The following is a 22,886-nucleotide window of genomic DNA, read 5'->3' as shown; positions in this document are numbered from 1 at the left end:
CTCAATGGCCTGAGCCCTGTCGACTACAGGGCTCAGGCTGCTGGTTAATACTGTCCAACTTTAGGGGGGCAGTCCATCTGTGTGGGAGCTGGCTTTGCCAGCGATGAGGCCCTCAAGCCTTTTCGCACATCCCCTTCAACGCCTGCACCCACTGCGGGTGATCATTCAGGCAGGGCACCAGCACCAGCTCTTCGCCGCCCGCCTCGACAAACTGCTCGCGTCCACGATCACCGATTTCCTCCAGGGTTTCGATGCAGTCAGCGACAAATGCCGGGCACATCACCAGCAGCTTTTTCACCCCAGACTTGCCCAGCTCGTCCAGCCGCGTTTCGGTATAGGGCTCGATCCACTTCGCCCGCCCCAGCCGCGACTGAAACGACACCGACCACTTGCCATCGGCGATCCCCATCTTCTGCGCAAAGGCCTGGGCGGTGCGCAGGCACTGGCCGCGGTAACAGACCGCAAGCATCTCGGGCGAAGCATCGCGACAGCAATCAGGGTCCTGGAAACAATGGTTGCCGGTCGGGTCGAGTTTTTTCAGGTGCCGCTCGGGCAGCCCATGAAAACTCAACAACAGGTGATCGTAATCCTGCTGCAGATAAGGCTGTGCGCTGGCCACCAGGGCATCGATGTACTCGGACTTGTCGTAGAACGGCTGCAGAATCGCCATCTCAATCGGCAGCTTCTGTTCGGCGATTACCTGTTTAGCCTGCTCGACAACCGTGGTCACGGTGCTGTCGGCAAATTGTGGATAAAGCGGTGCGAGGGTGACGTTCTTCACCCCCTGGGCTGCCAGGCGCGCCAGCACCGTCGGCAGCGAAGGCTCGCCGTAGCGCATGGCGATTTCCACCGGGCCGTGTGTCCATTGCTCGCGCATGGCTGCCTGCAGGCGGCGGGTCAGCACCACCAGTGGCGAACCCTCGTCCCACCAGATCGAGGCATAGGCATGGGCCGACTGCTCCGGGCGCTTGATCAGGATCAGCGACACCAGCAAGCGGCGCACCGGCCACGGCAGGTCGATGACATACGGGTCCATCAGAAACTGATTGAGGTACCGGCGCACGTCGGCGACAGAGGTGGAGGCCGGTGAACCCAGGTTGACCAGCAGCAAAGCGTGATCGGTCATGCAACGTCCTATTTCAGAGGCGGCTGGACAGTTCGTCCAGGGCCGATTGCAGATCATTGAAGCGGAAGGTAAAACCGGCCGCCAGCAAACGTACCGGCCGCGCCCGTTGCCCACCCAGCAGCAGGGTCGACAGCTCGCCAAGCCCGGCCTTGAGCACCAGCGCCGGCAACGGCATCAACGCCGGGCGGTGCAAGGCCCGGCCCAGACGCTTGGCGAACTCGCGGTTGCGCACCGGCTCCGGGGCGCAGGCATTATAAGGACCGCTGGCATCCTTGTGCTGCAAGAGAAAATCAATCAGGGCGATCTGGTCATGTACATGAATCCACGGCATCCACTGCCGACCATCGCCGATAGGCCCGCCCAGCCCCAGTTTGAACGGCAGGCACAGGCGCGACAAAAAGCCGCCCTCGCTCGATAGCACCAAACCGGTACGCACCAATACCACCCGAATACCCAAGGCCTGGGCTGTCATTGCGGTTTCTTCCCAAGCGATGCACAACTGGCTGGCGAAATCCTCCTTGACCGGCTGTGAAGCCTCGGTCAATTCACGCTCGCCGCCATCGCCGTACCAACCGACCGCCGATCCGGAAATCAGCACGTGCGGGCGTTGCTGGCGCGCTTCAAGCCAGGCTATCAACTGTTCAGTCAGGGTGATTCTGCTTGCCCACAATAGCGCGCGGCGCCCAGAGCTCCAGGGGCGGTCGGCGATCGGCGCACCGGCCAGATTGATCACCGCATCCAGGGTGTCGTCATTGCTCAGGTCTTCAAGCCGGGCAATGCCGCGCACACCGGCACCACACAGCCTGCCCACTTGTTCAGGGCGGCGACTCCAGACCGTCAACCGATGCCCCTGGGCCAGCCAGTGCTGACACAGCTGTTGGCCGATCAACCCGGTACCGCCGGTCAGCAATATATGCATGGCTGTGTCCTCACATGGCGCGCCAGTGGTCTATTTTTAACAACAAGGCACTTTTTTGACCGATCGCTCTCGGATAAACATAGGCCAACCTGTGGTAACGAGCGGAATCATCTTATACAGGATTCATGCATTGTACAGGTTAGCCGGGCAGCATAGTCTGCAACCCTAAGGTTCGAAGAGGCCATCATGACTGTACCTATTGCCATCATCGGGGCCGGTATTGCCGGCCTGTCCGCGGCCCAGGCGTTGCAAAAGGCCGGGCAGACCGTTCATTTGTTCGATAAAGGCCACGGTAGCGGCGGACGCATGGCCAGCAAGCGTAGCGATGCCGGTGCCCTTGATCTCGGCGCCCAGTACTTCACCGCCCGCGACCGGCGCTTTGTCGACCAGCTCCAGCAATGGGTGGCCGCTGGCTGGGCGGCCGAATGGAAGCCGCAGCTCTACCACTATCAGGACGGCGTGCTCAGCCCCTCGCCCGACGAACAGACGCGCTGGGTCGGCGTGCCGCGCATGAGTGCAATCACCCGCGGCCTGCTCAAGGACGTCACGGTGAATTTCAGCTGCCGCATCGCCGAGGTCTATCGCGGCCAGAAATACTGGCATTTGCAGGACACAGACGGCTGCAGCCACGGCCCCTTCAGCCGGGTCGTGGTCGCTGTACCGGCGCCCCAGGCCACCCAGCTGCTCAGTGCTGCCCCCAAGCTCGCCGCCACCGCCGCGGGTGTACAAATGGACCCGACCTGGGCCATCGCCCTGGCCTTCGACACCCCGCTCGACACCCCGATGCAGGGGTGTTTCGTCCAGGACAGCGCCCTCGACTGGCTGGCGCGCAACCGCAGCAAACCCGGGCGCGACGAACACATGGATACCTGGGTGCTGCATGCCACCTCCAGCTGGAGCAAGCAACACATCGACCTGCCCAAGGAGGCGGTGATCGAGCAACTGTGGGGCAGCTTTGCCGAACTGGTCGGCTGCGTGGTCCCTGCCCCGAATTTCTCCCTCGCCCATCGCTGGCTGTATGCACGTCCCTCCAGCAACCATGAGTGGGGCGCATTGGCCGACGCCGACCTGGGCCTGTATGCCTGTGGCGACTGGTGCCTGTCCGGCCGCGTCGAAGGGGCCTGGCTCAGTGGCCAGGAAGCGGCTCGGCGCTTGCTGGAACACCTGGAGTAAATCAGCGGAGCTACCCCTCGTTCAGCCCCGCCGCCGCTCAAGACCCTGCTGAAAAGCTGTACAAGTAATTTGACTTGCATAGGTTTATCTCTATGATGAGATTTATCTGTACAAGATTTTATTTTTGTACAACTAATACAGGATCTGTTCATGGACGCTTGCGACCTGCCGTGCAAACCTCGAATCGCCGTCAGCGCTTGCCTGGTCGGCCAGGAGGTTCGCTTCAACGGCGGCCACAAGGCATCACGACTGTGCAACGAGGTCCTGAGCAAACATTTCGATTTTGTTCCAGTATGCCCGGAAGTGGCCATTGGTCTGGGCGTGCCTCGCCCGGCCATCCGCCTGGTGGGCGACCCCGCCGAACCGCAGGCGGTGTGCAGCCGCGATCCAGGGTTGGACCTGTCCGGCCCATTGCGCGCCTATGGTCAGCAAATGGCCAATGACCTCAATGACATCTGCGGCTACATCTTCATGCACAAATCACCGTCCTGCGGGTTGCAGCGGGTCAAGGTGTATCAGGCCAATGGCTACCCGGCAGCAGAAGGTGGCCGCGGGCTGTTCGCCGCCGCGTTCTGTCAACAGCGCCCCGACCTGCCAGTGGAGGAAGACGGCAGGCTGTGTGATCCAGTACTGCGGGAGAACTTCATCACCCGGGTCTACGCCTATGCCGACTGGCAGCAATTGCTCGCCGCAGGTGTCAGCCGCAGGGCCCTGATTGCGTTCCACGCCCGCTACAAGTACCAGTTGATGGCCCACAATCCGCAGCAGTACAAAACCCTGGGCAAGCTGTTGGGCAGCATGACCCGTGACGACGATCCACCAGCACTCGCTGCGCGCTACTTCAGCCAGTTGATGCAGGCCCTGAGCCGCTGTGCCAGCCGTGGCACCCACAGCAATGTGCTGCTGCACCTGAGCGGTTACCTGCGTAACGCCCTGAGCGGCAACGACAGACAGGAAATCCAGCAGCTGATCGCCCAGTACCACGCCGGCGAGGTACCGCTGGTGGTGCCGCTGACGCTGCTCAAGCATCACCTGCGCAATCACCCCGACCCGTACCTGTTGCAGCAGGTCTACCTGCAGCCACACCCGCAAAGCCTGAGCCTGCGCAATGCCATCTGAAGCGCTGCTGCCGATCCGTGAAGTGACGCGCCTGACCGGCGTCAACCCGGTCACCCTGCGCGCCTGGGAGCGTCGCTACGGGTTGATCGTGCCGCAACGCACCGACAAGGGGCATCGCCTTTACAGTCAGGATGACGTCCAGTGCATCCGGCAGATCCTCACCTGGCTCAATCGTGGCGTTGCGGTGAGCCAGGTCAGATCCTTGCTGGAGGCTGCGCCCAGTGCAGCGCAAACGCCGCCCGGCAGCGACTGGCAAGCCTTGCGTGAGCAACTGACGGAGGCCATCGGCGCACTCGCCGAGCGCCGTCTTGAGCAACATCTGAACCAGGCCATGGCCCTGTACCCGCCAGCAACACTGTGCCAACAGCTGTTGATGCCGCTGCTTGCCGATCTGGAACTGCGCTGGCAAAGCCAGTTCGCCGCACACCTTGAGCAAGTGTTCTTTCACTCCTGGCTGCGCAGCAAACTGGGCGCGCGGGTGTACCACAACAATCATCAGCTGGGCGGTGCCCCGCTGTTGCTGGTCAACGGCTCTGACCTGGCCTTCGACTCGCAGCTATGGCTGAGCGCCTGGCTGGCGAGCAATGCCGGCTACCCGGTGCAGGTCTTCGATTGGCAATTGCCGGGCAATGAGCTGCCCCTGGCCATTGCCCGCCTGCAACCCTGGGCGCTGCTGCTGAGCATCGACAAACCGCTCGACCTGGCGCGCCTGCGGCGAAACCTGGCCAACATTGAAATTCCGAAACTCCTGTGTGGCCGCGCAGTCAGCATTCATAAGCAAGCGCTGCAAACCTGGAGCGACGAGACGCTGTTTGCCCTCGACTCGCCCCAGGCGGCGCTTAACTGCCTGCAGCAGCTCAACGGACGCGCGCCATGAACACCACCGGCAACGGCCAAGGATTCCCATGCAATTGATCTGGCTGCGCAGCGACCTGCGCGTACTCGACAACACCGCACTGGCAGCGGCCTGCGAACGGGGTCCGAGCCTGGCAGTGTGGCTGCTGAGCCCCGGGCAGTGGCAAGCCCATGACGATGCCGCGTGCAAGGTCGACTTCTGGTTGCGCAACCTGCAAGGCCTGAGCACAGCACTGACGCAGTTGAATATTCCGTTGCTGATCCGTCGCGCCGATACCTGGCAGCAGGTACCCGAGGCCCTGCTGCAACTGTGTCAGGAATATCGGGTACAGGCCGTGCACTTCAACGAAGAATATGGCGTCAACGAAAGCGCCCGCGACCAGGCTGTACGCTGCACCCTGGAACAGCAAGGCATTGCCGCTCACGCCTACCTCGACCAATTGCTGTTCAAGCCCGGTAGCATCCTGACCCGCAGCGGTGGCTACTTCCAGGTCTTCAGTCAGTTCCGTAAAGTCTGTTACGAGCGTTTGCACCTAGGGCTGCCGCGGCGGGTCAATGCGCCCAAGGCGCAAGCACCGACGGGTGTGGCAAGCGACCCGGTGCCGGCTGAAGCTGCCGGCTTCCCTGTCCCCGAACAGCCTTTACGCGATCTTTGGCCTGCGGGTGAAGAAGAAGCCCGGCGCCGCCTGCGACGCTTCACCGACGAATGTGCCGAGGACTATCAGAAGCAGCGCGATTTTCCCGCCGTCGCCGGCACCAGCCAACTGTCGGCTTACCTGGCGGCCGGGGTGATTTCGCCACGTCAATGCCTGCATGCGGCGTTGAGCAACAACTTCGGCGAGTTCGACAGCGGTAACCAGGGCCTGGTGACCTGGATCAACGAACTGCTCTGGCGCGAGTTCTACAAGCACATTCTGGTGGGCTACCCGCGCGTCTCCAGGCACCGCGCCTTTCGCGCGGAAACCGAAGCCCTACCCTGGCGTCACGCGCCGGATGAGCTCAAGGCCTGGCAGCAGGGGCAAACCGGGATCCCGATCATCGACGCCGCCATGCGCCAATTGCTCGCCACCGGCTGGATGCACAACCGCCTGCGCATGGTTGTCGCCATGTTCCTGACCAAGAACCTGCTGATCGATTGGCGCGAAGGCGAACGCTTTTTCATGCGTCACCTGATCGACGGTGACCTGGCCGCCAACAATGGTGGTTGGCAGTGGAGTGCCTCGACCGGCACCGACGCAGCGCCCTATTTTCGTATCTTCAATCCCCTGAGCCAGTCTCTGCGTTTCGACCGCGCCGGTCACTTCATTCGGCAGTGGCTCCCGGAACTGGCTAGCCTGGATGAAAAAAACATCCACAATCCTGTGCCTACTGGCGATCTTTTTGCTACTAATCTTTATCCACAACCTATTGTGGACCTCGGTAGCAGTCGCCAACGTGCGTTGAATGCATTCAAGAATTTACCCACGCGGCAGGAAGAGAGGGCAGTAACGTGATCGAACCTATCGCGCGCAAGGTGTGGGTCACCGGTGCAGGCTCCGGCCTGGGTCTGGCGTTGGTGCAACAGCTGCTTGCACAGGGCTGGAAGGTTGCCGCCAGCGGGCGGGCATCAACCGAACTACAGGGGCTGTCGCAACTGAACCCGCAGCAGTTGTTGCTGCTCGATGGCAATTTGACCGATGCCGCCCAGGCGGCGCAGGCAGGCCAGCGACTCCAGGCGCAGTGGGGTGCCCTTGATTGCCTGCTGGTCAATGCCGGAACCTGCGATTATCTCGACGCGAGTATTCCGCCGACGGCAATTTTCGAAGCGATCGCCAGCAGCAACCTGAGCGCTTCGGTCCATTGCCTACACAGTGCACTGCCACTGCTGGAGAACGGTCAGTCGCCGCAGATCATGGCAGTGCTCAGTCGCTATTCAGCGCTGCAACTCTACGAACCAAGTCAGCCGGCAACGCCGGACAACAGCCTGGCAGAAGTGTTTCGCACCGAGCGCCAGCACTTGGCAAGCAAAGGCATCGACCTGACCCTGGTCGCGCCCCAGGCGCTGAAAGTGCCGCTGGTGGCGATGCAGGTCATGCCGCAAGAGTGGACCGCAGAAAGCGCCGCCGATGTGTTGATCCAGCGGCTACCTGAGCGGGCCCCGGAGTTGCTGTTCGAAGCCCTGAATCTCAACAGCCTCTGGCCATTGCCCGAACAACCTTCAAGCCCTGTGTAAAACCCAGGGCTGTCGCTGCTGAGGTCAGAGCGGCATACGGTAGTGCAGCGAGTAACTTTCCACACCGTCGTTGGGCATCTTCAGCCCGGCATTGGAATAGTGGATCGCGCGTACGCCCACTTCATGTCCGCCGGCAAAACGCAGGCCGAAGCCGATACGGTCTTCGAACTGGAAAGAGGAGCCAAGTTCATTACTCTCAAGTTCAGTACTGGAAAACGCTGCCACACCGATCCCGGCTTCGATGTAGGGTTTAACCGACTCACCGGCGAACTCGTAAACGAACACAGGTGAAAACGACAGGCTGTGGTTGCTGGCGGTTTCATCGCCATCCCAATAGGTGTAGGCACCATCCCAATAACCGGTAATGCGGCCTACGCTAGTTTGCCACCAACTGGCATCCCAGTTCGATTGCAGGCCCAGCCGATAGGTCATGGTCGAATCGCCGGTCTGCCCGACCGACAACGACACGTCCGCTGCTTGAATGGTAAAAGATTGCCCCAGGGTAACGGCTGCAAGCGCAGCCAAACAAAGCAGTTTCTTCATGAGAAACATCCTTTTTCCTAATGCTGTTGTTGGTTTCTCTGTCTCACCAGACAATAAAATCAAAATCGGCGGCGTTGCGTTAGTTCAGTCAATGTTGAGTGCTTTTCACACTCTTTTACATCGTGAAGCTTCGCACACTGTCAGATTTATTCCACAACATTGGAAGGATCTTTCGCAAATGTTCGGGGCTGGCACTGGTCCAGAATTGCGCGTCCTGTGCCGGTCCCGCGGCCAGCAAGTGACGCTCGCCAAGCAGGCGCTGCAATTGGCGGGCAACCGCAGCGCCGGTATCGATAATTGCCACCGAGGCCGGGACCATTTCCGCCAGCAGAGGCTTGAGGAAGGGGTAATGGGTGCAGCCCAGGATCAGCGTGTCGCAGCCAGCGTCGAGCAAGGGATTTACATAGCCTTGCAGCAGTTCGCGCACCACCGGGCTGTTCAGGTCGCCCGCTTCGATGCACTCCACCAGGCCTGGGCAAGGCTGGGTAACAACCTGCACATCGTTGGCAAAACGATCGAGCAAGGCGACGAACTTGGCGCTTTGCAGGGTACCGGTGGTGGCCAGCACACCGACCACGCCACTACGGGTAGCGGCAGCCGCAGGCTTTACCGCTGGCTCCATCCCCACCAGTGGCCACTGCGGATACTGTTCACGCAAATCAGCCACCGCGGCTACCGTCGCGGTGTTACAGGCCAGGACCATGGCCTTGGCACCCTGCTCACGGAAGAACTCAGCGACGATGCGACAGCGCTGGCGAATGAATGCCGGCGACTTCTCACCATAGGGAATGTGCCCGCAATCGCCGACATACAGCAGCGACTCATTGGGCAGCAGGCGCTGGATCTCGGCCAGTACCGACAGGCCGCCAACACCGGAATCGAAGACGCCGACCGGCGCCGCCGCGCCGTCAGCCATGATCCTTGCCACAGACGCTGCAGCCCGGGTCGCGCTTGACCCGCAGCTCACGGAAACGGCTGCCCAGGGCATCGATCAGCAACAAGCGCCCTACCAGCGGTTCGCCAAACCCGGCCAGCAGCTTCAGTGCCTCAAGCGCTTGCAGGCTGCCGACCAGACCGACCAACGGGCCGAGTACACCGGCTTCACTGCAGGTCAGCTCGGCTTCGCTGCCATGGCCGTACAGGCAGTGGTAGCACGGGCTTTCAGGGCGGCGCGGGTCGAACACCGACAACTGCCCTTCCAGGCGAATCGCCGCGCCGCTGACCAACGGCTTGCCCAGGGCCACGCAGGCGGCATTGACCGCTTCGCGGGTGGCGAAGTTGTCCGAGCAATCCAGCACCAGGTCCACCGCCTTGACCGCCTCGGCCAAGGAGTCTTCGTCCAGGGCGTGGCGATGGGCGAGCAACGTGATTTCCGGGTTGATCGCCGCGAGGCGTACCAGTGCCGAATCGACTTTGCTCATGCCCACCGATGCGCTGTCGTGCATGACCTGGCGCTGCAGGTTGGTGACGTCCACCGTATCGAAATCGGCCAGGTGCAGTTCGCCAACACCGGCAGCCGCCAGGTACAAGGCGACCGGCGAACCCAGGCCGCCCAGGCCGACAACCAGTGCCCGGCTGTTTTTCAGGCGCAGCTGACCGTCGATATCCACCTGCGCCAGGAGGATCTGCCGGCTGTAGCGCAACAGCTCCTGATCGGTCAGCACGACAGCCGGCCCAGGGTGATGCGCTCGTGGCCATTAAGGTCAAGGCGGCTTTCGATCTGTTCGAAATCATGCCGGGCCAGCAGCTCGCGCACGGCGGCGGCCTGATCATAACCGTGCTCGAGCAGCAGCCAGCCGCCGGGCAGCAGGTGCGCCGGCGCCTGACTGATGATGCTGCGCAGATCGTCCAGGCCATCGTCGCCGGAGACCAGCGCGCTGCTTGGCTCAAAGCGCACGTCACCGGCCACCAGGTGCGGGTCGGCAGCGGCAATGTACGGCGGGTTGCTGATGATCAGGTCATAGCGCTCGCCGCCCAGGGCATCGAACCAGTGGCTGCTGCGCACCGTCACGTTGTTCAGTTGCAGGCGCTGACGGTTACGCTCGGCCAGGGCCACGGCTTCCAGCACCCGGTCAACCGCAGTGACCTGCCACTGCGGGCGCTCACTGGCCAGGGCCAGGGCAATCGCGCCGGTACCGGTGCCCAGATCGAGCAGCTTGACCGCACTTGCCGGCAGCAACTGCAGGGCGGTTTCGACCAGCAGTTCGGTTTCCGGTCGCGGGATCAGGGTGTGCGGCGCCACTTCCAGGTCGAGGTTCCAGAACCCCTGCTGACCGAGGATATAGGCGACCGGCTCACCGGCGCGCCGGCGCTGCAGGTAATCGGCAAAGGTCAGCGCCGCTTCGCTGCTGACAATCCGCTCCGGCCAGGTGTGCAGGTAGCTGCGCGACTTGCCGATGGCCGCAGCCAACAGCAGTTCGATATCCAGACGCGCCGTCGGCGAATCCGGCAGCTCCGCGCCGCGGAGCAAGCTGGCAATAATCGTCATTTACTCACCCAGTGCAGCCAGTTGGTCAGCCTGATACTCGGCCAGCAATGGCTCGATGACCGCATCCACCCCACCGGCCAGAACATCATCCAGGGAATACAGGGTCAGGTTGATGCGGTGATCGGTTACCCGCCCCTGTGGATAGTTGTAGGTACGAATCCGTTCGGAGCGATCACCGGAGCCAACCAGCAGCTTGCGCTCGCTGGCCATGGCATTCTGCGCCGCGCTGGTCTGGATGTCGTTGAGCTTGGCCGACAGCCAGGACATGGCCCGGGCGCGGTTCTTGTGCTGGGAACGTTCTTCCTGGCACTCGACGACGATGCCGGTGGGCAAGTGGGTGATGCGGATCGCCGAGTCGGTCTTGTTGATGTGCTGACCACCGGCACCGGAGGCGCGGTAGGTATCAACGCGCAGGTCCGCCGGGTTGATCTCGATCGCGACCTGCTCGTCCGGCTCGGGCAGCACCGCCACGGTGCAGGCCGAGGTGTGGATACGGCCCTGGGATTCGGTTTCCGGCACACGTTGGACGCGGTGGGCACCGGACTCGAACTTCAGCTTGCCATAGACGCTGTCGCCTTCGACCCGGGCGATGATCTCCTTGTAACCGCCATGCTCGCCTTCGTTCTCCGAGAGAATTTCCAGGCGCCAGCCGCGCTTTTCAGCGTAGCGCGAGTACATGCGGAACAGGTCGCCGGAGAAGATCGCCGCTTCGTCACCGCCGGTACCGGCGCGGATTTCCAGGAACACATTGCGCCCGTCGTTGGGGTCCTTGGGCAACAGCATGCGCTGCAGCTGGTTTTCCAGCACAGCCAGTTGCTCCTTGGCCTCGCGAACTTCTTCCACCGCCATTTCGCGCAGGTCCGGATCGCTGTCCTTGAGCAGCGCCTGGGCGCCAGCCAGGTCATCCTGAACCTTGCGCCACTGGGCGTAGGCAACGGCGACCGGCTCGACTTCGGCGTATTCACGGGAATAGGCGCGAAAGCGAGTCTGGTCGGAAATGACCTCGGCATCGCCCAGCAGGGCGGTCAGTTCCTCGAAGCGGTCCTGGAGCGTGTCCAGTTTATTCAGCAGCGACGCTTTCATTGCGGGGTTTTATCCGTCGAACCCTCGGAGAGGGCAAAGAGTTCCTGGGCCATGGCCAGCGCATCGAGGCGGCCTTCGGCAGAGAGCTTTTTCAGCTGCACGCTGGGCGCATGCAGCAGTTTGTTGGTCAGGCCACGGGCCAGTTGCACCAGCACGTCATCGGCGCTGGCGCCATTGGCCAGCAGGCGCTGGGCCTTTTGCAGCTCCTCGTCGCGCAGGCGTTCGCTCTGCTGACGGTAAGCCTTGAGTACATCCACCGCAGCCAGCTCGCGCAGGCGCAGCATGAAATCTTCGGCGCCCACCGAAACCAGCTCTTCGGCGGCCTGGGCAGCACCCTGGCGGCTCTTGAGGTTTTCGGCGACCACCTCGTGCAGGTCATCGACGGTGTACAGGTACACATCGTCCAGCTCGCCAACCTGCGGTTCGATATCCCGCGGCACGGCGATGTCGACCATGAAGATCGGCTTGTGCCGGCGCTGCTTCAGGGCGCTTTCCACCGCACCCTTGCCGAGGATCGGCAATTGGCTGGCGGTGGAACTGATGACGATATCGCTGTTGACCAGCTCCTGGGGAATGTCGGCCAGCAATACCGCATGGGCGCCGAACTGTTCGGCCAGGGTGCTGGCGCGCTCCAGGGTCCGGTTGGCGACGACAATGCGCCGTACGCCCTGCTCGTGCAGGTGACGGGCCACCAGGGTAATGGTTTCACCGGCGCCGATCAGCAGTGCCTGGCTGCGGCCCAGGTCGCTGAAGATCTGCTTGGCCAGGCTGACGGCGGCGAAGGCCACCGACACCGGGTTTTCGCCGATGGCGGTATCGGTACGCACCTGCTTGGCGGCGCTGAAGGTGGCCTGGAACAGGCGCCCGAGCAGCGGCCCGATGGTGCCGGCTTCGCGGGCCACGGCATAGGCCGACTTCATCTGCCCGAGGATCTGCGGCTCGCCCAGCACCAGCGAATCGAGCCCGGAGGCTACCCGCATCATGTGCCGCACAGCATCGTGATCTTCATGGATGTAGGCGCTGGCGCGCAGTTCATCCAGGCTCAGCTGATGATACTCGGCCAGCCAGCGCAGAATACTCTCTGCGCCCAGGTGGTCCTGCTCTATATAAAGCTCGCTGCGGTTGCAGGTCGAAAGGATCGCGGCTTCGCGGCTGGCGGTCAGTCGGCAGAGCTGCTGCAAGGCGTCCACCAGCTGCTCAGGGGTAAACGCCACGCGCTCGCGTACGTCTACCGAGGCAGTCTTATGGTTGATACCGAGGGCAAGAAAGGCCATGCAAGGTCGCTGATTGTGACGAGAAGCCGATAATTGTCCTACTTCGCAAGGCGCAGAACAACCACCGCTCGCTATTGTCTCTATAGTCTACCTCTACCGAGACCTTCGCTTATGGGTTTGCCCCGGCGCTTGTGTCATGATGATCCGACCGCTGGTAAGCCGCCCAAATCCCGATTATGAATAGATCCTACGCGTTGCTCCTTGCCCTTGCCTTGCTCCAGGGCTGCCAGACCCTGGCTCCGCATTCACCGGATGCCAAGGCGCCTGCAGAGGCTGCCCCGGTGCAACCGGCCAAGCCCACCGTCTACGGGTCGTTCAGCCAGGACACCGTCTACAGCCTGCTGGCCGCCGAACTTGCCGGCCAGCGCGACCGCTTCGACATCGCCCTGGACAACTACGTCAGCCAGGCGATCAAGACCCAGGACCCAGGCATCTCCGAGCGCGCCTACCGCATCGCCGAATACCTGGGTGCCGACCAGGCTGCCCTGGACACCGCACTGATCTGGGCAAAGAACGCCCCGGACAGCCTCGATGCCCAGCGTGCCGCCGCCATCCAGCTGGCCCGCGGCGGTCGCTATGACGAGTCCATGGCCCACATGGAAAAAGTCCTTCAGGGCCAGGGCGACACCCACTTCGACTTCCTCGCCCTGTCGGCCCTGGAAACCGACCAGGACACCCGCGAGGGCCTGCAAAAAAGTTTCGACCGCCTGCTGGTGAAATACCCCGACAACAGTCAGTTGGTGTTCGGCAAGGCGTTGCTGCTGCAACAGGATGGCAAGGCCCAGGCAGCCCTCGACCTGCTCGAAGAGCACCCGCCCGAAGACGGCGAGATCGCTCCGGTATTGTTGCGTGCCCGCCTGCTGCAGGGCTTGGACCGCGGCAAAGAGGCCCTGCCGCTGCTGCAAAAAACCATTCGCCAGTACCCGGACGACAAACGCCTGCGCCTGACCTATGCGCGCATGCTGGTCGAACAGGACCGCCTGGCCGATGCCAAGGCCGAGTTCGTCAGCCTGGTCCAGCAGTACCCGGATGACGACGAGCTGCGCTACTCGCTGGCCCTGATCAGCCTGGAAACCAAGGACTGGGACGAAGGCGCCGGCTACCTCGAAGAGCTGATCGCCCGCGACAGCCATGTCGATGCCGCACACCTGAACCTGGGCCGCATCCATGAAGAACGCAACGACCCCGAAAGCGCGCTGAACGAATACGCCCTGGTCGGCCCCGGCACCGACTACCTGCCGGCACAATTGCGCCAGGCCGATATCCTCATCGCCAACGGCCGCAGCGCCGAAGCTTCGCGGCGCCTGGCCGCAGCCCGGGAAAGCCAGCCCGACTACGCCATTCAGTTGTACCTGATCGAAGCCGAAGCACTAGGCAACAACGACAAGGACGCCCAGGCCCTGCAGGTGCTGCAGCAGGCCATCAAGCAATACCCGGACGACCTCAACCTGCTGTACACCCGCGCCATGCTGGCGGAAAAGCGCAACGACCTGACGCAGATGGAAAAGGATTTGCGCAGCATCATCAGCCGCGAACCGGAAAACGCCATGGCCCTCAACGCCCTGGGCTACACCCTGGCCGACCGCACCAGCCGTTACGCCGAAGCCAAGGCCCTGATCGACAAGGCACACCAGATCACCCCGGATGATCCGGCAGTGCTCGACAGCCTCGGCTGGGTCAACTACCGCATGGGCAACCTCGATGAAGCCGAGCGCCTGCTGCGCCAGGCCCTTGAGCGGTTCCCCGATCACGAAGTGGCCGCCCACCTGGGCGAAGTACTCTGGGCCAACGGCAAGCGCCGTGAAGCCCGCCAGGTCTGGACCAAGGGCTTTGAAGCCCAGCCCGACAGCCCTATCCTGCGCAAAACCGTCCTGCGCCTGACCGGATCCGAGACTCTATAAGCCTATGTTTTTGCGCCACTGCATCACCTTCACCCTGATCGCCCTGCTTGCCGGCTGTGCCGGCTTCGGCTCCCGTGAGGCCCTGCGGGGCGAGGGCAGCCCACAGCTGTGGCGTGAGCACAAGCAACAGCTGAGCACCCTCGACGGCTGGCAAATCAACGGCAAGGTCGGCATCCGCGCGCCGAAAGACTCCGGCAGTGGCACGCTGTTCTGGCTGCAACGCCAGGATTACTACGACATCCGCCTGTCCGGCCCACTGGGCCGCGGCGCCGCGCGCCTGACCGGACGCCCCGGTGGCGTCACCCTGGAAGTCGCCAACCAGGGCCGCTTCGAGGCAAAAAGCCCCGAAGCCCTGCTCGAAGAGCAACTGGGCTGGGAGCTGCCGGTCTCGCACCTGGTCTGGTGGATTCGTGGCCTGCCCGCCCCCGACAGCAAAAGCCAGCTGACCCTCGACAGTGACAGCCGCCTGGCCAGCCTCAAGCAGGACGGCTGGGACGTGCAGTACCTGAGCTACGCCGAACAAAACGGCTACTGGCTGCCCGAGCGCATCAAACTGCACGGGCAGAACCTCGACGTGACCCTGGTGGTCAAGAACTGGCAACCACGGCAACTGGGCCACTGATCTATGAACACTGCAATGCTGACCCTGCCGGCACCGGCCAAACTCAACCTGATGCTGCACATTCTTGGTCGCCGCCCTGACGGCTACCATGAGCTGGAAACCCTGTTCCAGTTTCTCGATCATGCCGACGAGCTTTCCTTCGCCTTGCGCGAAGACGGTGAAGTGCGCCTGCACAGCGAGATTGCCAATCTCCCCCACGACAGCAACCTGATAGTCAAGGCCGCGCGCAAGCTCAAGGCCCTGAGCGGTTGCAGCAAGGGCGTGGATATCTGGCTGAAGAAAATCCTGCCGATGGGCGGCGGCATTGGCGGCGGCAGCTCCGATGCCGCCACCACCCTGCTCGGCCTCAATCATTTATGGCAACTGGGTTTGAGCGAAGACCAACTTGCCGAGCTGGGCCTGACCCTGGGCGCCGACGTGCCGGTTTTCGTCCGCGGCCATGCGGCGTTCGCCGAGGGCGTGGGCGAGAAGCTGACCCCGGTCGACCCCGAAGAGCCCTGGTACGTTGTGCTGGTCCCGCAAGTATTTGTTAGCACAGCAGAAATTTTTTCAGATCCGCTGTTGACACGTGATTCCTTGCCCCTTAAGATGCGCCCCGTTCCCAAGGGAAACAGTCGAAATGACTGCCAACCGGTGGTAGAGCAGCGTTACCCAGAGGTACGCAAATCGTTGAACTTGTTAAACGAATTCACTGACGCTCGACTTACCGGAACTGGAAGTTGTGTGTTTGGGGCCTTCCCAAACAAAGCTGAAGCTGATAAAGTTTTGGCCCTTCTTGCAGAGACCCAAACAGGGTTTGTAGCTAAGGGAAGCAACGTTTCGATGTTGCATCGTAAGCTGCAGAGTCTGCTCTAGGAATCGAGTACCAGGTACTCGTAGCAACAGATACAGGGGCGTCGCCAAGCGGTAAGGCAGCAGGTTTTGATCCTGCCATGCGTTGGTTCGAATCCAGCCGCCCCTGCCATTTCCTTATACTCATCCAGGTATACCCTCAGCCTTCAGGTACTGCGCGTGTCCAAGATGATGGTCTTTACGGGGAACGCTAACCCCGATCTGGCTCGGCGTGTCGTACGTCAGCTGCATATCCCACTGGGTGATGTTTCTGTCGGAAAATTCTCCGACGGCGAAATCAGCACTGAGATTAATGAAAATGTTCGTGGTAAGGACGTTTTCATCATTCAGCCGACTTGCGCGCCAACCAACGATAACCTGATGGAACTGGTAGTGATGGCCGATGCCTTCCGCCGCTCCTCAGCTTCCCGAATCACTGCCGTGATTCCTTACTTCGGATATGCCCGCCAGGATCGCCGTCCGCGTTCGGCGCGTGTAGCTATCAGCGCCAAAGTCGTCGCTGACATGCTCACCGTCGTAGGTATCGACCGTGTTCTCACCGTCGACCTGCACGCTGACCAGATCCAAGGCTTCTTCGATATTCCGGTAGATAACATCTACGGCTCCCCCGTTCTGGTGGATGACATCGAAGACCAGCGTTTCGAGAACCTCATGATCGTGTCCCCGGACATCGGCGGCGTCGTGCGTGCACGTGCTGTTGCCAAGTCCCTGGGCGTTGATCTGGGCATCATCGACAAACGCCGTGAAAAGGCCAATCACTCCGAAGTGATGCATATCATCGGCGACGTCGAAGGACGTACCTGTATTCTCGTCGACGACATGGTCGACACCGCCGGCACCCTGTGCCACGCGGCCAAGGCCCTGAAAGAACACGGCGCTGCCAAGGTTTACGCCTACTGCACGCACCCTGTCCTGTCGGGTCGGGCGATCGAGAATATCGAGAACTCCGTGCTGGACGCACTGGTGGTGACCAACACCATCCCGCTGTCCGCTGCAGCACAAGCCTGTGACCGTATCCGTCAACTGGATATCGCACCGGTTGTTGCCGAGGCGGTTCGCCGCATCAGCAATGAAGAATCGATCAGCGCGATGTTCCGCTGAGGGTTTTACCCTCGCGAACCTCTCGTTGACGAAAAGCGCCCCGCCCCAACACTGGTTGTTGGGGCGGGGCTTTTTTGCCCACCCCGTTTGGCGCTGGTCGCAAACGCCTGCGGGAGATGGCTATTTTGGAGATACAAAATGACTGATTTCACTCTGAACGCCCAAGCGCGTACCGACCTGGGGAAAGGTGCGAGCCGCCGCCTGCGTCGTCTCGCCGCCCAGATCCCTGCCGTTGTTTACGGTGGTGACAAAGAAGCTCAATCCCTGACCATCGTGGCCAAGGAAATCGCCAAGCTGTTCGAAAACGAAGCTGCTTACAGCCACGTTATCGAACTGAACATCGACGGCAAGAAAGAAAATGTCGTTGTTAAAGCGATGCAGCGTCACCCAGCCAAGCAGTTCATCCTGCACGCTGACTTCGTCCGCGTTGTTGCTGGCCAGAAACTGACCGCCAAAGTACCCGTGCACTTCATCAACGAAGAAGCTCCGGTCAAGAAAGGCGGCGAGATCTCCCACGTTATCAACGAGATCGAAGTTTCCTGCGAAGCCAAAGACCTGCCTGAGTTCATCGAAGTCGACCTGGCCAACGCCGCCGTCGGCGCGATCATCCACCTGTCGGACCTCAAAGCTCCGAAAGGCGTTGAATTCGTCGCTCTGGCTCACGGTAACGACCTGGCTGTTGCCAACGTTCACGCTCCGCGTGTTGCGCCTGAAGCTGCAGAAGGCGCTGCTGAGTAATCTACTCGGCACGCCGGTGTTGACCGGGTTACAGCGCCCAGCGCTGTAACCCACAACTCCAAGGAAGAGCCCCTGACGTGACCGCCATCCAACTGATCGTCGGCCTGGGAAACCCCGGCCCCGAATACGAACAGACCCGGCATAACGCAGGGGCTCTTTTCGTAGAACGCATTGCCAGCGCCCAGCGCGTCAACCTGACTGCTGATCGCAAGTATTTCGGCCTGACGGCAAAATTCAGCCATCAGGGCAACGACGTTCGTCTTCTGATTCCGACCACCTACATGAACCGCAGCGGCCAAGCCGTTGCTGCACTGGCGAATTTTTTCCGCATCCCGCCAGATGCCATCCTGGTGGCCCACGACGAACTCGACCTGCCTCCCGGCGTCGCCAAGCTCAAGAAGGGCGGCGGCCACGGCGGGCACAACGGGCTGCGCGACATCATCGCCCAGCTCGGCAACCAGAATGACTTTCACCGTCTGCGGCTTGGCATCGGCCACCCGGGTGACAGCAGCAGGGTCTCCGGTTTCGTCCTCGGCAAGGCGCCACGCGCCGAGCAGGAGAAGCTGGACGCCAGTATCGATTTTGCCCTCGGCGTGCTGCCGGACATCCTCGCCGGCGACTGGACGCGTGCGATGAGAGAGCTGCACAGCCAAAAGGCCTGACTCCACGAAGAGGGATTCACCATGGGTTTCAATTGCGGCATCGTCGGCCTGCCCAACGTCGGCAAGTCCACCCTGTTCAACGCCTTGACCAAATCCGGCATCGCCGCTGAGAACTTCCCGTTCTGCACCATCGAGCCGAACAGCGGCATCGTGCCGATGCCTGATGCACGCCTGGACGCCCTGGCGGCCATTGTCAAGCCGAACCGCGTGCTGCCGACCACCATGGAATTCGTCGACATCGCCGGCCTGGTCGCCGGTGCCTCGAAAGGTGAAGGCCTGGGCAACAAGTTCCTCGCCAACATCCGCGAGACCGACGCCATCGCCCACGTGGTGCGCTGCTTCGAAGACGAGAACGTAATTCACGTCTCCAACAGCGTCCACCCCAAGCGCGACATCGAGATCATCGACCTGGAACTGATCTTCGCCGACCTCGACAGCTGCGAGAAGCAACTGCAGAAGGTTGCGCGCAACGCCAAGGGCGGTGACAAGGATGCCCTGGCACAGAAAGCCATCCTCGAAAAACTGATCCCGCACTTCACCGAAGGCAAGCCAGCGCGCAGCCTGATGAAGAACATGGCGGACGACGAGAAGGCCCTGATCCGCGGCTTCCACCTGCTGACCAGTAAGCCTGTGATGTACATCGCCAACGTTGCCGAAGACGGTTTCGACAACAACCCGCACCTGGACGTGGTCCGCGCGATCGCCGAAGAAGAAGGCGCGATCGTGGTGCCGGTGTGCAACAAGATCGAAGCCGAGATCGCCGAGCTCGACGACGGTGAAGAGAAGGACATGTTCCTCGAAGCCCTGGGCCTCGAAGAGCCAGGCCTGAACCGCGTGATCCGCGCCGGTTACTCGCTGCTCAACCTGCAGACCTACTTCACCGCCGGCGTGCAGGAAGTCCGCGCCTGGACCGTCCGCGTCGGCGCCACCGCCCCGCAAGCAGCCGGCGTGATCCACACCGACTTCGAGAAAGGCTTCATCCGTGCCGAAGTGGTCGGCTACGACGACTTCATCCAGTACAAGGGTGAAGGCGGCGCGAAGGAAGCCGGTAAATGGCGCCTGGAAGGCAAGGACTACATCGTCAAAGACGGTGATGTGATGCACTTCCGCTTCAACGTCTGATCCGCTCCCTGATGAGCCCGAAACCCCTTGAGGCTATGCTTCAAGGGGTTTTTCTTTGCCTGCGTTGCGCACAAACGCTGGCCAATACCCAGGTCTATACTCAAAGCCGCATTCAAACGGCTTTCGTCCACAGACCAGGTATCGGCGCATGGCTAAAAAGAAGGAAAAGCAAAGCAACAGCGAACGCCTCCCCCGTAAAGAGTACGAGCAAGCACTCAAGGCCCTGCACGTCGAGCTGGTCAAGTTGCAGCAATGGGTGGTAGCCAAGGGCCTGAAAGTCTGCATCGTCTTCGAAGGTCGCGACGGTGCCGGCAAGGGCGGCACGATCAAGGCCATCACCGAACGCGTCAGCCCCAGGGTGTTTCGCGTAGTGGCGCTGCCAGCACCGACCGAACGGGAAAAAAGCCAGATGTACGCCCAGCGCTACATACAGCACATGCCCTCGGCCGGGGAAGTGGTGATCTTCGACCGCAGCTGGTACAACCGCGCCGGCGTTGAGCGGGTGATGGGTTTCTGTACCGAGGAGCAGTCCCGCAAGTTTCTTTCGGTGGTGCCATCGTTCGAGAAGATGCTGGTCGAATCCGGCATCGTTCTCATCAAGTACTGGCTGGAAGTCAGTCCCCAGGAGCAGGAACGGCGCCTGAAAGAGCGCATCACCGACGGTCGCAAGATCTGGAAACTGACCCCGATGGACCTCAAGTCCTTCACCCGCTGGGACGACTACACCCGTGCGCGCAATGAGATGTTCGCCGCCTCGGATACCTCATGGGCCCCCTGGTACGTGGCCCCTTCCGAGGACAAACGACGGGTGCGCCTGAATATCATCAGCCACTTGCTCAAGCAAGTGCCCTACGAGGACATCACCCACAAGCAGAAGATCGAGCTGCCCAAGCGCGGCAAGATCGGGCGCGACAAAAGCACCGGCTACACGTCGCGAATGGTTCCCGAGCGCTTCTGAAAGACACCTGGCGCGCGACACCGCTGCAAGTGTGCTACAGAGTGCCCTGATCGGCGCGCTGGGCCCTGAAGGCCCGCCGCCGGGCACTGCGGGCGAACACCACGAACAGCGCCGCCATGGCCGTCAGGGCCATCGGCAGGCCATGGGGCGCAACGTCCATGGCCGCACCGCTGATCAGCGGCCCGAGCAGGCTGCCGACGCCCCAGAGCAAGCCGACGCTGGCATTGGCGGTGACCAGGTCCTGGCCCTTGAACTGCTGGCCGATCAGCACCAGCGCCAGGGTGTAGACCCCGCCTGCCACCGCACCGAGCAGCACCAGTGCTGGCCATAGCAACCATTGCATGCCGATCAGCCACGGCAGCGCCAGGCCGATCAACATCGCCACCACGCCGCACACCAGGTGTACCGTCGTGCGCTCGCAGCGGTCGGCCAGCCAGCCGATCGGCAGCTGGAAGAGCATGTCGCCGGTAAGGATCACCGTCACCATCAACGCCGCCACCCCCACGGCATAGGCATGGTTGGTGGCGTACACCGGCAGCAGCGAAAGAATCACTGCATCGAAGAACGAGAAGAACAGCACGCCCATGCACAAGGCCGGCGCCACGCGGAAAAAGCCCGCCAGGGAAAAGCTCTTGCCGCCCTCCTCGCCATGCTCGACATGATCATTGGGCACCGTCAGCACGATACACAGCAGCGCCAGGCCGTAGCAGGCGGTCACCACTGTCGTCACCCAGGTGCTCTGTGCCCCGAGCAGCGCCAGCATTGCCGGGCCGAGCATCTGGAAACCGGTGAACGCCGTGGCGTACAGGGCCATGATCTTGCCGCGGTTGTGCTCCGGACTCAGCTCGTTGACCCACGACTCGCCGAGGATAATCGCGATGCCCATGCCGATCCCCAGCCCCAGCCGCAACAGCCCGAGCAAGTAGATCGAAGAGAAGCCCCACTCAAGCAAACCGATGCTCAGGGTGCACAGGCCGAAGCACAACAGGTAGATGGTGCGCCGGGTCAGGTGCCGGCAACAGGCATCGACCATGAACGCCGACAGCATCATCCCCGCGGCCGGAATCGCCGAGACGATACCGATCTGCAAAGTACTGGCACCGGCGTCGAGCAAACGCAGGGACACCAGCGGCAAGCTCGCCCCGAGGCTGAAACCGACCACCGACACCGCAAACAACAAGCCCAGCAACAAACGCATATTCATCACAACTCCAGACTCACCGGCGCAGGCACGACATCGCACCTGCGCAGGCGCATACATGACCGTAAAAGGATTCGGTTAGCGGCGAGCTCAGCCACGGCAGAACGCCGGGCATACAGCCGCAGGGTCAGGAGATGTGAAGGTGCGGCGAGAAGGTAAACGCGAACAACACGCTGCGCCGACGCTTGAGCACTGTGTCACACGGCCAGTCGCACACGACGGCCTGGATAACAGCCGGCTGGATGGCGCAAGGACGGGAGAAGCGGTTCATGGGTCGACTACAGAAAAAAGGCAGGCCGGCACTCTAGGGGAAGCCCGGGCCAGACGTCAATCTCGCTGTGCTACTCTCGCGCCATCATGGAAGAGGATCAGCGCATGTCCGAACATCATCAGTTCATTTTCCCCCGCTATCGCCACCTGCCCGCGCCCGACTGGAAAAGCCTGGAGCAACAGCTGCTGACCCTGGGCTGGCTCGAGCCCGCTGCGACCGATGCCCTGGATGAAACCGGCGACAGTGACGACAGCCTCTGGTGCAGCCCGCTGTACCGACCGAGTGCCGAGTTGTTCCGCAGGCTAGGGATCGAAGCGGACCCCGCGCAGGTCGTGCGCCTGTTCGAATTCGAGCCCGGCCAGCCGTTTGTCTGTGCGGGCGAGAACTTCAGCCTGCCAGGGCAATACCTGCAGACACAGGTGGCCGAAGAGACCTTCATGCAGTTCATGGGCGACGCTATCGAGGCGCCGCACACCACGTGGTGCAGCCCTGTCGACGAAACGACGTACTACCTGATGGATCTGGATTGGGACTTCAGTTTCGGCGTTGGCGAGCAGGTCCTGCGCAGCGACCGCCTCAACCGCGCCGAAACCGAACGCCTGGCGGCACTGATCGGCGAACTGGCCGGGCAGCCGATGAGCTGCGCCCACCGGCATCGCTAGACAG

General features: G+C 62.0%; 23 protein-coding genes and 1 tRNA gene. 15 read left to right on the top strand and 9 right to left on the bottom strand.

Features of this window, described 5'->3' with window-relative positions; all coding sequences use genetic code 11:
• Positions 1-112 precede the first annotated feature (112 nt).
• Both hemH and NLX68_RS25790 read right to left on the bottom strand, forming a co-directional pair.
• Positions 113-1,126: a ferrochelatase gene (hemH, locus tag NLX68_RS25795; protein ID WP_254286373.1), complete on the bottom strand. Its 1,014-nt coding sequence runs from the start codon at positions 1,124-1,126 to the stop codon at positions 113-115.
• Between the two features lie 13 nt (positions 1,127-1,139).
• Positions 1,140-2,045 carry a TIGR01777 family oxidoreductase gene (locus NLX68_RS25790; RefSeq protein WP_254286372.1) on the bottom strand — a complete coding sequence of 302 codons (906 nt, stop codon included), beginning with the start codon at positions 2,043-2,045 and terminating at the stop codon, positions 1,140-1,142.
• Positions 2,046-2,231: 186 nt separating this feature from the next.
• Between NLX68_RS25790 and NLX68_RS25785 the strand changes: the two genes are divergently transcribed.
• The 5 genes from NLX68_RS25785 (at position 2,232) to NLX68_RS25765 (ending at position 7,404) form a co-directional block, all read left to right on the top strand.
• Positions 2,232-3,218 carry an NAD(P)/FAD-dependent oxidoreductase gene (locus tag NLX68_RS25785; protein ID WP_010225750.1) on the top strand — a complete coding sequence of 329 codons (987 nt, stop codon included), beginning with the start codon at positions 2,232-2,234 and terminating at the stop codon, positions 3,216-3,218.
• A gap of 150 nt (positions 3,219-3,368) precedes the next feature.
• Positions 3,369-4,337 carry a DUF523 and DUF1722 domain-containing protein gene (locus NLX68_RS25780; RefSeq protein WP_254286371.1) on the top strand — a complete coding sequence of 323 codons (969 nt, stop codon included), beginning with the start codon at positions 3,369-3,371 and terminating at the stop codon, positions 4,335-4,337.
• Entirely contained in the window at positions 4,327-5,214 is an 888-nt protein-coding gene (locus NLX68_RS25775; RefSeq protein ID WP_254286370.1) for a MerR family transcriptional regulator, read from the top strand. The genes NLX68_RS25780 and NLX68_RS25775 overlap by 11 nt, the downstream gene beginning before the upstream one ends.
• Before the next feature lie 28 nt (positions 5,215-5,242).
• Entirely contained in the window at positions 5,243-6,685 is a 1,443-nt protein-coding gene (gene phrB / locus NLX68_RS25770; RefSeq protein ID WP_254286369.1) for a deoxyribodipyrimidine photo-lyase, read from the top strand.
• Positions 6,682-7,404 (top strand): SDR family NAD(P)-dependent oxidoreductase, encoded by a 723-nt coding sequence (locus tag NLX68_RS25765; protein WP_254286368.1) that lies wholly within the window; start codon positions 6,682-6,684, stop codon positions 7,402-7,404. Before phrB ends, NLX68_RS25765 begins: the two co-directional genes overlap by 4 nt.
• A gap of 24 nt (positions 7,405-7,428) precedes the next feature.
• On the opposite strand, the gene NLX68_RS25760 is transcribed toward NLX68_RS25765, so the two are convergent.
• From NLX68_RS25760 to hemA, 6 genes are all read right to left on the bottom strand, one after another.
• Positions 7,429-7,947 (bottom strand): acyloxyacyl hydrolase, encoded by a 519-nt coding sequence (locus NLX68_RS25760; RefSeq protein ID WP_254286367.1) that lies wholly within the window; start codon positions 7,945-7,947, stop codon positions 7,429-7,431.
• 115 nt (positions 7,948-8,062) lie between these two features.
• The gene (murI, locus tag NLX68_RS25755; protein ID WP_036993824.1) at positions 8,063-8,863 is read right to left on the bottom strand and encodes a glutamate racemase; all 801 of its coding nucleotides are present in this window, start codon (positions 8,861-8,863) and stop codon (positions 8,063-8,065) included.
• Positions 8,856-9,611 carry a molybdopterin-synthase adenylyltransferase MoeB gene (locus NLX68_RS25750; RefSeq protein WP_254286366.1) on the bottom strand — a complete coding sequence of 252 codons (756 nt, stop codon included), beginning with the start codon at positions 9,609-9,611 and terminating at the stop codon, positions 8,856-8,858. The genes murI and NLX68_RS25750 overlap by 8 nt, the downstream gene beginning before the upstream one ends.
• Positions 9,605-10,435, bottom strand: coding sequence for a peptide chain release factor N(5)-glutamine methyltransferase (gene prmC, locus NLX68_RS25745; protein WP_254286365.1), 831 nt, complete (start codon positions 10,433-10,435; stop codon positions 9,605-9,607). The genes NLX68_RS25750 and prmC overlap by 7 nt, the downstream gene beginning before the upstream one ends.
• Positions 10,436-11,518, bottom strand: coding sequence for a peptide chain release factor 1 (gene prfA / locus NLX68_RS25740; protein WP_010225737.1), 1,083 nt, complete (start codon positions 11,516-11,518; stop codon positions 10,436-10,438).
• Positions 11,515-12,792: a glutamyl-tRNA reductase gene (gene hemA / locus NLX68_RS25735; protein WP_036993821.1), complete on the bottom strand. Its 1,278-nt coding sequence runs from the start codon at positions 12,790-12,792 to the stop codon at positions 11,515-11,517. The genes prfA and hemA overlap by 4 nt, the downstream gene beginning before the upstream one ends.
• Positions 12,793-12,968: 176 nt before the next feature.
• Here hemA and NLX68_RS25730 point away from each other — a divergent pair, with 176 nt between their 5' ends.
• From NLX68_RS25730 to ppk2, 9 genes are all read left to right on the top strand, one after another.
• A complete protein-coding gene (locus NLX68_RS25730; RefSeq protein ID WP_254286364.1) occupies positions 12,969-14,693 on the top strand; it encodes a tetratricopeptide repeat protein in 1,725 nt (574 codons plus the stop codon).
• A 4-nt stretch (positions 14,694-14,697) separates the two neighbouring features.
• Positions 14,698-15,315 carry a lipoprotein insertase outer membrane protein LolB gene (gene lolB, locus NLX68_RS25725; protein ID WP_254286363.1) on the top strand — a complete coding sequence of 206 codons (618 nt, stop codon included), beginning with the start codon at positions 14,698-14,700 and terminating at the stop codon, positions 15,313-15,315.
• Between the two features lie 3 nt (positions 15,316-15,318).
• Entirely contained in the window at positions 15,319-16,170 is an 852-nt protein-coding gene (gene ispE / locus NLX68_RS25720; protein WP_254286362.1) for a 4-(cytidine 5'-diphospho)-2-C-methyl-D-erythritol kinase, read from the top strand.
• Positions 16,171-16,204: 34 nt separating this feature from the next.
• Positions 16,205-16,279 (top strand) — tRNA-Gln (locus tag NLX68_RS25715).
• A 47-nt stretch (positions 16,280-16,326) separates the two neighbouring features.
• Positions 16,327-17,268: a ribose-phosphate pyrophosphokinase gene (locus NLX68_RS25710; RefSeq protein ID WP_010225730.1), complete on the top strand. Its 942-nt coding sequence runs from the start codon at positions 16,327-16,329 to the stop codon at positions 17,266-17,268.
• Between the two features lie 138 nt (positions 17,269-17,406).
• On the top strand, positions 17,407-18,006 hold the full coding sequence (locus tag NLX68_RS25705; protein ID WP_115088759.1) for a 50S ribosomal protein L25/general stress protein Ctc: 600 nt from the start codon (positions 17,407-17,409) through the stop codon (positions 18,004-18,006).
• Between the two features lie 77 nt (positions 18,007-18,083).
• Positions 18,084-18,668, top strand: a complete 585-nt coding sequence (gene pth / locus NLX68_RS25700; RefSeq protein ID WP_038997179.1) for an aminoacyl-tRNA hydrolase — start codon at positions 18,084-18,086, stop codon at positions 18,666-18,668.
• Between the two features lie 21 nt (positions 18,669-18,689).
• Positions 18,690-19,790 carry a redox-regulated ATPase YchF gene (ychF, locus tag NLX68_RS25695; protein ID WP_254286361.1) on the top strand — a complete coding sequence of 367 codons (1,101 nt, stop codon included), beginning with the start codon at positions 18,690-18,692 and terminating at the stop codon, positions 19,788-19,790.
• 148 nt (positions 19,791-19,938) lie between these two features.
• Positions 19,939-20,748, top strand: a complete 810-nt coding sequence (gene ppk2, locus NLX68_RS25690; protein WP_254286360.1) for a polyphosphate kinase 2 — start codon at positions 19,939-19,941, stop codon at positions 20,746-20,748.
• 34 nt (positions 20,749-20,782) lie between these two features.
• Here ppk2 and NLX68_RS25685 read toward each other — a convergent pair whose 3' ends face one another.
• Positions 20,783-21,952 (bottom strand): MFS transporter, encoded by a 1,170-nt coding sequence (locus NLX68_RS25685; RefSeq protein WP_036993818.1) that lies wholly within the window; start codon positions 21,950-21,952, stop codon positions 20,783-20,785.
• A 372-nt stretch (positions 21,953-22,324) separates the two neighbouring features.
• On the opposite strand from NLX68_RS25685, the gene NLX68_RS25680 reads away from it, so the two are divergent.
• The gene (locus NLX68_RS25680) at positions 22,325-22,882 is read left to right on the top strand and encodes a hypothetical protein (protein WP_254286359.1); all 558 of its coding nucleotides are present in this window, start codon (positions 22,325-22,327) and stop codon (positions 22,880-22,882) included.
• The last annotated feature ends 4 nt before the right edge of the window (positions 22,883-22,886 follow it).

Source organism: Pseudomonas sp. SBB6 (assembly GCF_024213215.1).
GTDB lineage: Bacteria > Pseudomonadota > Gammaproteobacteria > Pseudomonadales > Pseudomonadaceae > Aquipseudomonas > Aquipseudomonas donghuensis.
Note: the sequence above shows the minus strand (reverse complement) of the source record. Positions and strands in the feature narration are given on the sequence as shown.